Origin of the sequence: Bradyrhizobium sp. NP1 (assembly GCF_030378205.1) — a bacterium.
GTDB lineage: Bacteria > Pseudomonadota > Alphaproteobacteria > Rhizobiales > Xanthobacteraceae > Bradyrhizobium.
Genome location: NZ_CP127385.1, coordinates 1057043 through 1071136 on the forward strand (window position 1 = coordinate 1057043; position 14094 = coordinate 1071136).

General features: G+C 62.6%; 10 protein-coding genes and 1 pseudogene. All 11 read left to right on the forward strand.

Annotation, left to right across the window (positions count from 1 at the left end; all coding sequences use genetic code 11):
• Positions 1–51 precede the first annotated feature (51 nt).
• Entirely contained in the window at positions 52–1209 is a 1158-nt protein-coding gene (locus QOU61_RS04980) for an ABC transporter substrate-binding protein (RefSeq protein WP_289657019.1), read from the forward strand.
• 49 nt (positions 1210–1258) lie between these two features.
• Positions 1259–2134 carry a branched-chain amino acid ABC transporter permease gene (locus tag QOU61_RS04985; protein ID WP_289657020.1) on the forward strand — a complete coding sequence of 292 codons (876 nt, stop codon included), beginning with the start codon at positions 1259–1261 and terminating at the stop codon, positions 2132–2134.
• On the forward strand, positions 2131–3114 hold the full coding sequence (locus QOU61_RS04990) for a branched-chain amino acid ABC transporter permease (protein WP_289657021.1): 984 nt from the start codon (positions 2131–2133) through the stop codon (positions 3112–3114). The genes QOU61_RS04985 and QOU61_RS04990 overlap by 4 nt, the downstream gene beginning before the upstream one ends.
• Entirely contained in the window at positions 3111–3884 is a 774-nt protein-coding gene (locus tag QOU61_RS04995) for an ABC transporter ATP-binding protein (RefSeq protein ID WP_289657022.1), read from the forward strand. Before QOU61_RS04990 ends, QOU61_RS04995 begins: the two co-directional genes overlap by 4 nt.
• The gene (locus tag QOU61_RS05000) at positions 3871–4581 is read left to right on the forward strand and encodes an ABC transporter ATP-binding protein (protein WP_289657023.1); all 711 of its coding nucleotides are present in this window, start codon (positions 3871–3873) and stop codon (positions 4579–4581) included. Before QOU61_RS04995 ends, QOU61_RS05000 begins: the two co-directional genes overlap by 14 nt.
• 80 nt (positions 4582–4661) lie before the next feature.
• Positions 4662–6017 carry an aminotransferase gene (locus QOU61_RS05005; protein ID WP_289657024.1) on the forward strand — a complete coding sequence of 452 codons (1356 nt, stop codon included), beginning with the start codon at positions 4662–4664 and terminating at the stop codon, positions 6015–6017.
• Positions 6018–6074: 57 nt separating this feature from the next.
• Complete coding sequence (locus QOU61_RS05010; protein ID WP_289662271.1) at positions 6075–6179, forward strand: hypothetical protein; 105 nt, start codon at positions 6075–6077, stop codon at positions 6177–6179.
• A 1342-nt stretch (positions 6180–7521) separates the two neighbouring features.
• A pseudogene (locus tag QOU61_RS37330) lies at positions 7522–8622 on the forward strand (methyl-accepting chemotaxis protein); the annotation flags it as partial.
• A gap of 697 nt (positions 8623–9319) precedes the next feature.
• Entirely contained in the window at positions 9320–12325 is a 3006-nt protein-coding gene (locus QOU61_RS05020) for a molybdopterin oxidoreductase family protein (RefSeq protein WP_502876887.1), read from the forward strand.
• Complete coding sequence (locus QOU61_RS05025) at positions 12322–13083, forward strand: 4Fe-4S dicluster domain-containing protein (protein ID WP_289657027.1); 762 nt, start codon at positions 12322–12324, stop codon at positions 13081–13083. The genes QOU61_RS05020 and QOU61_RS05025 overlap by 4 nt, the downstream gene beginning before the upstream one ends.
• Positions 13084–13092: 9 nt before the next feature.
• Positions 13093–14040 carry a dimethyl sulfoxide reductase anchor subunit family protein gene (locus QOU61_RS05030; protein ID WP_289657028.1) on the forward strand — a complete coding sequence of 316 codons (948 nt, stop codon included), beginning with the start codon at positions 13093–13095 and terminating at the stop codon, positions 14038–14040.
• Positions 14041–14094: the final 54 nt, after the last annotated feature.

Consider the following 14094-nt stretch of genomic DNA (forward strand, 5'->3'; position numbering starts at 1 on the left):
TGGCCGGTCGCACGGCGTCTCAACAATAAACAGCTAGTCGAGGGAAACGTCATGAAGATGCTTAGAGTGGGGCTGCTGGCAGCGGCGGGATACCTTGCCGTGTCGGGCGTGGCTGCTGCAGCGGAAGATTTGCCGATCGGGGCGATCGGCAGTCTCTCCGGCGGCGCGACCGACTGGGGCGTGGCGACGCAGAGAGGCGTGCAGCTTGCGATCGACGAGGTCAACGCGGCCGGCGGCCTGAAGGTCGGCGACAAGACCTATACGCCGCGCCTGATCATCTATGACGACACCTATTCCGGACAGGGCGGCTCGACCGCCGCGACTCGCCTCGTCAGCGCCGACAAGGTCAAGTATGTGCTTGGACCGATCGGCACGCCGGCGGTGCTGGGTGCGTTGTCGGTGACGAGCCCGGCGAAGGTGCTGGTAATGTCCGACGGCTTCTCGCCGAAGATCCTGACGCCGGAGAGCGCCTACAACTACCGCATTTCCGCCACCACCAAGGAGTTCGGGCCGCCGATCATCGCCTGGCTGAAGCAGCAGTATCCGTCCGCCAAGAAGGTCGCCCTGATCGCTCCCTCGGACGCGATCGGCCAGCAGGTGGTTCCGATTCTCGAAGCCGCCTACAAGGCGGCGGGCTTCGAGGTGGCATTCAGCGAAAAATACGAGCGCGGCGTATCGGACTTCTCGCCATTGCTGACGCGGATGATGACCCAGGATGTCGACGTCCTGGACCTTAATTCGAACGCCCCGGCCGAATCCGGGCTGCTGCTGAAACAGGTCCGCCAGCTCGGGTTCAAGGGGCAGATCGTCCAGATCGGCGGTCCCTCGATCGAGGAAAACATGGCGGTCGCGGGCCCGCTGGCCGAGGGCTTCATCTCGTTCAACTTCTTCGATCCGGACAATCCGCTGGGCAAGAAATTCTACGACGCCTATTCCAAGAAATACGGTCCGGCCATGAGCACATGGTCCCCGGTCATGTACAACGGAGCGCGCATCCTGCTGGAAGCGATCAGCCGCAGCGGCTCGCTCGACGTCGACAAGATCAAGGAGACCTTTGCCAAGATGGAGGACTACGACACGGTCTTCGGCAAGGTGAAATGGGGCGGCCGGGAGACCTATGGCATCGACCACCAGCTGATGATCGACTTCATCATCCAGCAGGTCAAGGACGGCAAGATCGTGAACATCGCCAAGGTCTCGGCCAAATAGGCTTTCGTCTGAAACTTGTCCTGCGCCAGGTGGGGAGCAAGAACCCGGCATGATGTCTTGGGCTGTCCTGAGCCAGATCGTTCTCAACGGGCTCAATTTGAGCGCCATCTATATCCTGATGGCGCTCGGCTTCACCCTCATTTTCGGAATCATGCGCATCGTGAACTTCGCCCACGGCGAGTTCGCGATGCTCGGCGGCTTCCTCGTGCTCTACGGCATTCAGTATTTTCACGTCTCGCCGTTGCTGGCGCTTCCGCTGTGCGCGCTGTTGGTCGGCACGCTGTCGCTGGGGTTGGAGCGGATCGTGTTGCGGCCGTTCTATCAGCGTGAATATCAGGGCATGATCGCGACCCTTGGCCTGTCGACCATGATGACCTATCTGGGCGTGATCTTTTTCGGGGTCAATCAGCGCTCGATCCCGCCGACCTATTCCGAGATTTTCGTGCTCGGTCCGGTCAGGCTTCCGGCCGATCGGTTGATCGTGCTCGCGATCGTGGCCGTCACGCTCACGGCCTTCTTTCTCTTCATGCGCTTCACGAAGGCGGGCCTGGCGATGCGGGTGGTCGCCCAGGATATCGATACCGCGCAGGTGCAGGGCATCAACGCGCACGCCTATTACCGCGCGGCGTTCTTCGTCGCCACCGCGCTTGCGGGTCTCGCCGGCGGGTTGTTGGGGCAGCTTTATTCGTTGTCGCCTTTCATGGGCGCTTCCCCCATCGTCAAGGCGTTCATCGTCGTCATTCTCGGCGGCCTCGGGAGCATTCCGGGCGCAGCCGTCGGCGGGTTGGTGCTGGGGATGTCGGAGAGCGCCCTGACGACCTATTACGGCGCGTCGGTGGCGCAGTTCGCCTCCTACGCCGTGATCATGCTGGTGCTGGTGCTCCGGCCCCAGGGATTGCTCGGACGCGCAGAGCGGGTTGCATGACGATCGAAGCCACGACGCCACACGCCACGACTTTGCATTTGCGGCCGATCCGCGCGATGCCCGCGGTCCTCGTTGCCGTTGCGGCGGCGCTGGTGCCGCCGCTCGCCGGCGAGACGTTCCTGCTCTACATCGCGACGCTGGTCGGCCTTTATGCCATCGGCGCCATGAGCATCCACTTGATCTTCCGGGTCGGGCAGTTCTCGCTCGGGCAGGCTGCGTTTCTCGGGATCGGCGGCTACACCAGTGCGCTTCTGACGACCGGCCTTCATTTGTCCTGGTGGCTGTCGCTTGTCGCGGGCGCGGCGCTGTCTGCCGCCATCGGCGCCATCGTCGGGCCCGTCGTGCTGCGCCTGAAGGGCGTCTATTTCGTGCTCTTCACGTTCACCTTCGGCGAGTTCGTCCGCCAGATCTTCGTGGACTGGACCTCCGTCACGGGGGGCTCCGAAGGCATTGCGGGGATCGCCGCGCCTCAGTCGTTCAGCTCGCCGACCGGCTTCTATTATCTCGTTCTCGCCTTCGCGCTGCTGACGGCCGCGGTCTGCGGCCGCCTCCTGATGTCGCAGTTCGGCGACGCCGTCGATGCCATCCGCGAAAGCGAAAGCCTCGCCCAGAGCAATGGCATTCCGGTGTTCAGGGTGAAGATCATCGTGTTCGTGATCTCCTGCGCGTTTCTCGGTGTCCAGGGGTCGCTGCAGGCGAGCTTCGTCCACTATATCTCGCCGCTCTCCTACGGCTTTCCGGAATCGCTGAAGCTCGTCGTGATCAACGTCATCGGCGGCCTCAACACGCTCTGGGGTCCGGTGCTCGGTTCGGTGTTCATCGTCGCGCTGCCGGAGCTGCTGCGCAACTGGGTCGATTATCAGTGGGTGCTGTACGGCCTGGCGCTGATCCTCCTGATGCGTTACCTGCCGGGTGGACTCTGCGATATCGGCGTGTTGCTGCGGAGCTGGCGCGAGCCGGCCGGGCGGGATCGGTCATGACGGCGCTGCTCGAGGTCGACAGGATCAGCAAGAGCTTTCGCGCGCTGCGCGCCGTGACCGCCCTGCGCTTCAGCGTGGCGCAGGGCGAGATTCTCGGCATGATCGGACCGAACGGCGCCGGCAAGACCACCGCCGTGAACCTGGTGTCCGGCACGATCGTTCCCGACACCGGACGCGTCCGCTTCGGCGGCGAGGATATCACCGGCAAGCCGACCCACGCGCTCGTCGCAAGGGGGCTCGTGCGCACGTTCCAGTCGACCACCATCTATGGCAACCGGACGGTCTGGCAGAACGTGCTGCGCGGGGCGTTCAGCCGCGGCTACAAGGGCTTCTGGAGTACGATGATCGGCTCGCCGGCGCACAGGGACGCCATGCGTTCGGCGAGCGGGGATGCCGAACGCCTGCTCGGCGAGCTGGGCCTGCGCGAATGCCGCGACGACCTCGCCGGCAGCCTGCCTTACGGGCGGCAGAAGGCGCTCGGCCTTGCGATTGCGCTTGCGAGCGGGCCGCGGATGATCCTGCTCGACGAGCCGGCCGCGGGCTTGAGCTCGGAGGAGGCCGACCGCGTCGCCGATGTCATCAAGGAGATCAATGGCAATGGCGTGACGGTGATGGTGATCGACCACAACATGCGGTTCATCTCCCGGCTGTGTGACCGGGTCGTGGTGCTGCATCACGGCACGGAGCTTTGCGTGGGCACGCCGGCCGACGTCATCCGCAATCCGCAAGTGATCGAAGCCTATCTCGGGTCTGAACATGAGCCTGCTTGAAATCCGGGAGCTCGTCGCGGTCTACGGCAATGTGCGGGCGACGCACGGCATTTCGGTCACGGTCGAGGAACACGAGATTCTGGCGCTGGTCGGCTCGAACGGGGCCGGCAAGAGCAGCACGCTGAAGGCCGTGATGGGGCTGGTGCAGATCGCCTCCGGCACGATCCGCCTTGATGGCGAGGACATCTCGGGGCGGCCGCCTTATTCGATGGCCAGGCGCGGCATCGCCTTCTCGCCGGAGGGGCGCCGGGTCTTCGTCGAGACCAGCGTGCATGAAAACCTGCTGGCGGGCGCGCATGTCCTCAAGGCTGCCGCCGCGACCGAGCGGCTCGAACAGATCCTGACCTATTTTCCCAGGCTTCGGGAGCGGCTGAAGCAGGCCGCCGGCAGCTTGAGCGGCGGCGAGCAGCAGATGCTCGCGATCGGTCGCGCGCTGATGTCGCGGCCGCGGCTATTGCTTCTGGACGAGCCTTCGCTCGGCCTTGCGCCGGTGATGGTTCAGAGGATCGGCGAGCTGATCCGGGAGATCCAGTCGCGGGAGCGGCTGGCCGTGGTGCTGGCCGAGCAGAACGCCAATTGGGCGCTCAAGCTCGCCGACCGCGGCCTTGCCATCGAGGTCGGCCGGGTCAGGTTCGAGGGCGCCTCGAGAGAACTTCGCGACAACGCCGAGATCAGGCGCGCCTTTCTGGGAGCCTGATCGCCGCGTTGCTGTAGACCAACGAGTTGATGCGTCACGGAAAGGCCGAACCGGCCCTGACAATAAGAAGAGGAGTTAACGTGCCCCAGCTTTCAAACAGCCTTCACGTCAGAGACGTCGCCAGTCTTGTTCACCCGCAGACCAACCTGCGCAAGCACGTCGAAAGCGGGCCGCGCATCTTCACCCGCGGCGAAGGCATCCACGTCTACGACGACGCCGGAAAGAAATATCTCGAAGCCGCCGCCGGACTGTGGTGCGCCTCGCTCGGCTTCGGCAACGAGCGGCTGGCCAAGGTCGCCTACAACCAGATGCGGGATATCGGCTACTACCACATCTATCGACACGCCTCGCATGGGCCGGCGATCGAGCTGGCCGAGAAGTTGCTCGAGATCGCGCCGGTGCCGATGTCCAAGGTCGTGTTCCAGTGCTCGGGATCGGAGGCCAACGACACCGCCGTCAAGCTGGTCTGGTATTACTGGAACGCCGTCGGTAAGCCGCAGAAGAAGAAGATCATCGCGCGGATGGCGAGCTATCACGGCTCGACCTGCGCCTCGGTGAGCCTGACCGGCAAGCCCGAGATGCATGCCGATTTCAACCTGCCGTTCCCGAACTTCCTGCACACCGAATTTCCGCACTACTACCGCTTTGCCGCCGAGGGCGAGACCGAGGAGCAGTATTCCGCGCGGATGGCCGCGGCGCTCGAACAGCTCATCCTGAAGGAGGGGCCCGAGACGATCGCCGCGTTTTGGGCCGAGCCGGTGATGGGCGCGGGCGGCGCGGTGTTGCCGCCTGCCGGCTACTTCAAGCGGATCCAGGACGTCTTGAGGAAATACGACATCCTGTTCGTGGCCGACGAGGTGATCTGCGGCTTCGGCCGGACCGGCAACATGTGGGGATCGCAGACCTTCGACATGCAGCCGGACATGATCTCCTGCGCCAAGGCCCTGTCCGCGGGGCTTATCCCGATTTCGGCGCTGCTGATCAACGAGCGGGTCTTCCAGGCGATGCTCACAGAGAGCGACAGGCAGGGCAGCTTCGCGCACGGATATACCTATGCCGGCCATCCGGTCGCCGCGGCGGTGGCGCTCGAAACGCTCAAGATCTATGACGAGCTCGGCATCGTCGATCACGTCAGGCGGATGGAAAAGCCGTTCCTCGCCGGCCTGCACAGCTTGCGCGATCATCCCCTGGTCGGCAGCGCCGAAGGCATCGGCCTGATCGGCGGCATCGAGATCGTGCAGGACAAGGCGAGCCGAAAGCCATTTCCGGCCGAGCAGCAGATTCCGACGAAGATCGATGCGAAGATCCGCGAGCGCGGCGTGATCCTGCGGTTGATCGGCAACCGGCTTGCCTTCTCGCCGCCGCTGATCATCGACGAAGCCCAGATCGGAGACATGTTCGACCGCATCGGGGACGCGCTGCGGGAATTCCGTTAGCGGGCGCCCGAGTTTTTCGCAAATCTGCCCTCTGGGCGGCCGGCGACCCCCGAAGAGATTGCCAGCACTGTCGCCTTCCTGGTGTCGGATCTTTCCTCCTATGCCAGCGGGACGGTCGTGAATGTCGATGGTGGGCTGTCCGGGCGTCGATCCTTCATTTGATCAAGGTTTGGGAGTGACTGCATCGCCATCGAGGATCCTTAAGACGGCTTCGTTGCAGCTTCGGCCGCCGGCTTTCCGGTTCGGATCGCGCATAGCGTCTATTCCCGCGATGAAGAGTTTTCCATCGCGCTGCTCAACGTCGATGATGTGACCGGATCGTCCGGAGCCTGACGTCATTTACTCCGCAAGCTCGAGACCGGTATCAAGACCGCGCAAAGCTCGCCGAGCTCCTCTGACCGCGTGGGACCTTAATAGCCTGTGGCTAATATAAGATAGATACCGCATTAAACGACTGTACAACCAGAGCGAGGATTCTGCCGAGGATGCATTTTGACTACGCTCGGCGTCCAGAATTAAGGCAATTTCAATCAGAATTTGGAACCTTGACCTTCGCTAAATCACACCGCGATGTTCTCGCGTCTCCCCTCCCTGATAGGAATTTCAGATGTTCTCGTCGGTCAAAGGTCGAATTGTCGTCGGCTTTGGCGTCGTGATCGCGCTCCTGATCGCAGCCACCATCGCAGACCTCATATTGGTGTCGGGCATCAGTTCCGACTTCGATCAGTTTCAGTCCGCGTTCAACCGAAAGTCGCGGGCGGTCGACATCGATCTCGTCATGACGAAGGTGAGAGTGCGCGTGAACCAGTGGCTGCGCAGCCCGGGCACCGCCAGCTTCGCGCAGCAGGCTGACCAGCTTCTGGCGCAGGATTTGGCACTGATGGCCGAGGCTGAAAAGAGCGTGAAGACCGAGAAGGAAAAGCAGACACTGGCCGAGATGGATCGGGCACTGAAGGCCTATATCGAGAGCTGGCATGTGATCCAGGGCCTTTATGCCGAGGAAGCCAAGGTTTATGAAGAGCAGCTCATTGCACCGAGCGCGGTGATCCGCTCCAATCTTGCCAAGCTGCGCGACGACGACGCGCTCGATCCGACGACGAGCCGCTTGATCGCGGAAGCCCGCGACGATTTCATGGCTTCCGAATCACTTGCCTTCCAGTATCGCGGCGCTCTGAAACAGAGCGATGCCGATCAGCTGAAGAGCCAGATCAGCCATGCGCTGGCAACGCTGGAAAGAGTCGCGCCGAAGGCGGGTGCCGGCAATGCCGACCTGCTCAAGAAGACGGTGCAGGCCATCGGCGCGTGGCGCGATGGTTTCGAAAATGCGGTCAAGGTGGCGCAGACCCGCATCACCCGGCTCGGCTCCTGGACCACCAAGGAAGGTGACGTCATGGCCGCAGGCTCTGACGTGCTGCGTCTTGAGGGCACTAAGGCCACCGACGAGACCCAGGCGAGCGTGGTCGCGACCATCGCCCGCGTCGGTCTCGTGATGATGGTGATGAGCGGCCTGATCGTGCTGATCGGGATCGGGCTGAGTTGGGGCCTCGCCCGCTCGATTACGCGCCCGATCGTCAATATGGTCGGCGTGCTGAAGAAGCTCGCTGCGCATGACCACAGTTTCGAGATCCCCGATACCAACCGGCGCGATGAGATTGGCCAAATGGCCGCGGCCGCGCAAGTGTTCAAGGACGGCATGATTGAGGCGGATCGCCTGCGTGCCGAACGAGCCGAAGTCGACGCGCAGACCGCAACGCGACGCAAGGCCGACATGAGTCGCCTCGCCGATCATTTCGAGGCTGCCGTCGGCAAAGTCATCGAAACCGTCTCCGCCGCCTCGAACGAACTGGAAGCCTCTGCCGCGACGCTGACGGCGACCGCCGCTCGCGGCCAGGAACTAACCTCGATCGTGGCCGGCGCTTCGGAAGAGGCCTCCGCCAACGTTCAGTCGGTGGCATCAGCGACCGAGCAGATGTCGTCGTCAGTGGGAGAGATCAGCCGCCAGGTTCAGGAATCCGCAAATATCGCCCGGGAAGCCGTCGATCAGACGCGCCAGACCAACGAACACGTGGCACTGCTCGCGAGCGCGGCTTCGCGAATCGGCGATGTCGTCGAGTTGATCAACACGATTGCTGGCCAGACCAATTTGCTGGCGCTCAACGCTACCATCGAAGCCGCGCGCGCCGGCGAAGCCGGTCGTGGCTTTGCGGTAGTGGCCTCCGAAGTGAAGGCGCTCGCCGAACAGACGGCGAAGGCAACCGGGGAGATCAGCCAGCAGATCGCGGGCATCCAGAATGCCACGAACCTTTCGGTCGACGCCATCAAGGCGATAAGCAGCACTATCGGTCGGATGTCGGAGATCTGTTCGACAATTGCTTCCGCTGTTGAGGAGCAGGGCGCCGCAACGAAGGAAATTTCCCGCAACGTGCAGCAGGCGGCCCACGGTACCAAGGAAGTGAGCGCCAACATTTTGGACGTTCAGCAGGGCGCCAGCCGGACCGAAACGGCCTCTTCGCAGGTGCTGACGGCAGCGAAGTCACTTTCGTCCGAGAGCGGTCGGTTAAAATCGGAAGTCGAAATTTTCCTCAAGACGGTCCGTGCAGCTTAGCACGCAACTCATCTGCAGTGCCCGTGCGAGGCTGTTCGCACGGGCTGATGACGTCCCCGCGTTGGTGCCTGGTTCCGCTCTGTCGGCTTCATCGCCGTATTCCAGCCGGCCACCTTCAAGGGCCCCACAGGTGCGACGCGTGATCCCGCGAGATAGCGGCCGACGGTAACGATTGTCGACGACATGGGGCGTGGGGCAGTAGAAGGCCGTAGCTCCGCCAATGTTGCGGAGTCACGAAACGTCCTCGCGGATTAGAGTCTCGGAGTTTCGCGAGGGAGTTGTGGATGATGCCCCGCCCGTCTCTCAAGCAGAAGAGGATTTTACAGCTCGTGCGGTTGGCAAGCGTGCCCGCGGAACGGGCCCCTGGGCGGCGTGGCCGTCGCGCGTCCTTCCGCGACCCGACGGGGCCGGCCTGATGGCATTGGCTCCATCATAGCCAAGAGCGAATATACGATAGTCTATGCATATTTGACCGATCGGATGCCGTAGCGCTCCATGCTCCCTGCAAATAGGGGAGCACAGTGCCTGAAAGCAGTTTTTCGAACGCGAGCGCGCCTGGCATCGGCCCAAATCCCCCCGGGCCACTGGTGCCGAATGGCATCCCCGGCATCGTGATCACCCGGCTCTCCCCGAGAATCCAAGGCCGGCAAGCGCAGTCTGCCGGACACCCCTGCCCAAAGGCGCCAGTCGGACCATCATGATGAGTTTGGTCGCGGACGCATGGGGCTTTGCTGGACGCCTGTTTAGGTGGGAAGACGCGGCCGAACCACGCAAGACGCGACCGGTCGCGCAACGTAATCCGCTCGCCATGCTTTCGGGGCCGGCGGAGGTGGTCGACACATCGCCAGTCGTTGCCGATGAGGTGAAATACACGACCTGCTACATGTGCGCCTGCCGTTGTGGCATCAAGGTCCACATCAAGGACGGGCGCATCCGCTACATCGAAGGAAACAAGGACCATCCCGTTAATCGCGGTGTACTATGCGGCAAGGGCTCCGCGGGAATCATGCAGCAATATTCCCCCGCGAAGCTTCGCAAACCGCTGCTCCGCACCGGCGAGCGTGGTGCCGGTGAGTTCAAGGAAATCGAGTGGGAGGAGGCGCTTGGCCTTGCGACCAAGTGGCTCGGCGACATCCGTCGAACCGAGCCCAAGAAGCTCGCATTCTTTACCGGACGAGACCAGAGTCAGTCGCTTACCGGCTGGTGGGCAGCGCAGTTCGGCACACCGAATTTTGCGGCGCACGGTGGCTTTTGCTCTGTCAACATGGCGGCCGCCGGCCTCTATTCGATCGGTGGCGCATTCTGGGAGTTCGGTGAACCAGACTGGGACCACACCAAATACTTCATGATGTTCGGCGTCGCCGAAGACCATGACTCCAACCCGATCAAGATCGGCCTTGCCAAGCTCAAGGAGCGTGGCGTCAAGTTCATGTCGATCAACCCGGTCAAGACCGGCTATTCCGCGATCGCGGATGAGTGGATCGGCATCCGGCCCGGCACAGACGGACTCTTCATCTTTGCATTGATCCACTGCCTGCTCGAGATGGACGCCGTCGATCTCGACTTTCTCGTCCGTTACACCAACGCGACCTGGCTTGTCGTGCAGAATCCCGCCGGAGCCGACGACGGGCTGTTCGCGCGCGACGCTGATAACGCGCCACTCGCGTGGGACAGCACGACAGGCACGGCGGTGCCGGCGAGCAGAACGAATTTCTCACCGGCGATTGTCGGAACCTTCAAGCTCGAGGACGGCCGCATTGTCACGCCCTCGTTCCAGCTCCTCGCGAACCGTTACATGAGCGATGAGTTCGCGCCCGAGGCGGTCGCGGAGCGCTGTGGCGTGGCGGCGGAGCGCATCAGGCGCATCGCCGGCGAACTCGCGGAGGTCTTCCATAACCCGGTTGTGATCGACCAGCCCTGGACTGATTGGGCTGGCCGTCGCCACGACAAGATGGTCGGCCGTCCGATTGCGATGCATGCCATGCGTGGTATCTCGGCCCACTCGAACGGCTTCCATACCTGCCGCGCACTTCACGTTCTGCAAATGCTGCTCGGCGCAGTCGATACGCCGGGATCGTGGCGTTACAAGGCTCCGTATCCGAAGCCGCCGCCGGGCGGTCCGCGGCCCGCGGGCAAGGTCAGCGCTCCCGATACCCCGCTCGGCGGCATGCCTCTCGGTTTCACCATGGGTCCGGAGGATCTGCTGGTCGACGAGAAGGGTGCGCCAACTCGCCTTGACAAGGCCTATTCCTGGGAAGCGCCACTCTCCGCGCACGGCCTGATGCACATGGCTGTCCACAACGCCTGGGCGGGCGATCCTTATCCAATCGATGTGCTGTTCATGTACATGGCGAACATGGCGTGGAACTCGTCCATGAACACGGCTGGCACCATGAAAATGCTGACCGACAAAAACGAGGACGGCACCTACAAGATCCCGAAGATCATCTATTCGGACGCATATGCGTCCGAGATGGTGTCCTACGCCGACCTCGTGCTGCCGGACACGACTTATCTCGAGCGCTGGGACTGCATCTCGTTGCTCGACCGGCCGATCGGAAGCGCGCATGGGCCGGCCGATGCGATCCGCCATCCGGTGCTGAAGCCCGACCGTGACGTCAGGCCTTTCCAGGATGTGCTGATCGAACTTGGTGGCCGCCTCGGTCTTCCCGGTTTCGTGAAGGAAGACGGCTCACCGAAATATCCCGGCGGTTATCCTGATTACATAGTCAATCACGAGCGCAGGCCCGGCATCGGTCCATTGGCCGGCTTCCGGGGCGAGGATGGCGAGACGCCGGGCAAGGGCGCTCCCAACAAGAAGCAGCTCGATCGCTACGTTGCCAACAAGAGCTTCTGGCGCCACGAGTTGCCGCACGACGAGGTCTATTTCAAGCACGGCAACAAGAAGTATCTCGAGCATGCCGTTCAACTCGGTATGATCGACAGCGCCAATCAGATCATCCTGCAGCTCTACTGCGAGCCGCTCCAGAAATTCCGCCTGGCGGCCGAAGGACATGGCGATGTCCAGCCGCCGGAGCGCGATCGCGAACGGGTCAGAACCTATTTCGATCCGCTGCCGATCTGGTATCCGCCGCTGGAAGAGCAGGCTGTGTCGACGCGCGATTTTCCGCTCTCGGCAATTACGCAACGGCCAATGGCGATGTACCATTCGTGGCACTCGCAGAACGCCTGGCTGCGTCAGATCTTCTCGAAGAACTTCCTCTATATGAACCGTGAAACCGCGAGCAAGCTCAACCTTGCGGACGGCGATTTCGCTTGGGTGACGAGCAACCACAGCCGTATCCGCGTTCCTGTCCGGACGATGGAGGGAGTAAACCCTCACACGGTCTGGACGTGGAATGCGATTGGCAAGCGCAAGGGTGCGTGGAACCTCCCGGCTGACGCTCCCGAAGGCAAGGAAGGCTTTCTGCTCAACCACGTCATTTCCGAATTGCTCCCGGAGAAGAACGGCTACCGCTACTCGAACTCCGACCCCGTGACCGGACAGGCGGCGTGGTACGACGTGCGCGTGCACGTCGAGAAAGCGGTCAATTGCGAACAGGCCCCTCTGCCGGACTTCCCGCTACTCAAATGTCCCCCGAATATGCCGCCGCACACCGACGTCCTGCGTTACGACGCGGACGGCCGCGAGCGTCCATGGGATGCACGCACCAAATACAAATCATCAGGAGCCGGGTCGTGACCAGCCTGCCAGAACCTGTCCCGGGCCAGAAGAAGCTTGGCCTCGTCATTGATCTCGACACCTGTGTCGGTTGCCACGCCTGTGCGGTGAACTGCAAGGAATGGAATGCAAGCGGTCACTCGGGGCCTCTGAGCGACTTCCAGAGCAGTTCCGACGGTGTGTGGTTCAACCGTGTTCACACCTATGAAGCGGGCGAGGGTGAAGACTCCCGAACCGTGAATTTTCCGCGCTCCTGCCTGCATTGCGAGGAGCCCGCCTGCGTCACGGTCTGCCCAACCGGTGCGTCGTACAAGCGATCCGAGGACGGCATCGTGCTCGTCAATGCCGACACTTGCATCGGTTGCAAGCTCTGCTCCTGGGCTTGCCCCTATGGCGCCCGCGAGTTCGACGAGGGTGACGGCGTGATGAAGAAATGCACGCTCTGTGTCGACAAGATCTATAATGAGAATCTGCCAGAGGCAGACCGGGTGCCGGCCTGCGTCTCGACCTGTCCGGCGCATGCCCGCCATTTTGGCGATCTCGGCGATCCGAACTCCGACGTGTCGCGCCTCGTCGCTGCGCGTGGCGGCTACGAACTGATGCCGGAACTCGGCTACAAGCCGGTCAACCGCTACCTACCCCCGAGGTCGCGCAAGAACGGCTCGTCCTGCGGATCGCACGATCAGATTTCGCTGGTCGATCTTGCGGCGAAGAAGGCGGTGCCGGAGGGCAAGGGCGCGGCCTTCCTCCGGTGGACCGATCGCATTCTCTCACGTTGAGGCGGTCAGATGCATCCGGCGCTATCCGTCATCATCTTCACCACTGCCTCTGGCGCAGGCTATGGCCTGTTCGTCTGGTATGGCTTGATGTCGGCTTTTTTTGAAATATCCGGCGGGCGGATCGTTGCCCTCGTCGTGCTGCCGCTCTCGCTGGTGCTGGTGACGGTGGGGCTTCTGTCTTCGACCTTTCATCTCGGCCGGCCTGAGCGCGCCTGGCGCGCCTTGTCGCAGTGGCGCACGTCCTGGCTCTCGCGCGAGGGCGTCTGCTCCTTCGTGACCTATGCACCGGCCGGGCTGCTCACGCTCGCCTGGATCGTCTCGCCGGCGCCTGGAGCCATCGCGACGGCGTTCGGGCTCGCCTTGGCCTGCGCATCGCTCGTTACGATCTACTGTACGGCCATGATCTATTCCTCGCTCAAGACCGTGCATCAGTGGTGCAACCCTTACGTCGTACCGAACTATCTCGCGCTAGGTCTTTACAGTGGTGCACTTCTACTCGCCGCAACGCTGCATGTGCTTGGTCACGGTTCAGAGGGTGTCGATATGGTCGCACTGATCGCGGGCATCGCTGCTTTCGCCGGCAAAATAAGCTACTGGCGATTCATAGCGACAACGAGGCATCTGAGCGATCCGGGAAGCGCGACCGGTCTGGGCCATCTAGGGAAGATCCGCCTGTTCGAGGCGCCGCACACGGAAGAGAACTACCTGATGCGCGAGATGGGTTTCACCATCGCGCGCAAGCACGCAGAACGGCTTCGCACGATTTCGCTGCTCGCTCTGTTCGCCGCTCCGCTCGCGCTGATGCTGACGGCAATTCTAGCAGGCGGCGTCGCCGCTGCTGTCGCGGCGGTGCTGGCGGTCTTGCTCGCGGCCGTCGGCGTTCTCGTGGAGCGCTGGCTGTTCTTCGCCGAAGCCCGCCATGTCGTGACGCTGTTCTACGGTGCGCAAGCCGCCTAGCCCCTGCTCAGAGATCAGGTTCCGGTTCATTGCAACATTTGGCGCGGTTAATAA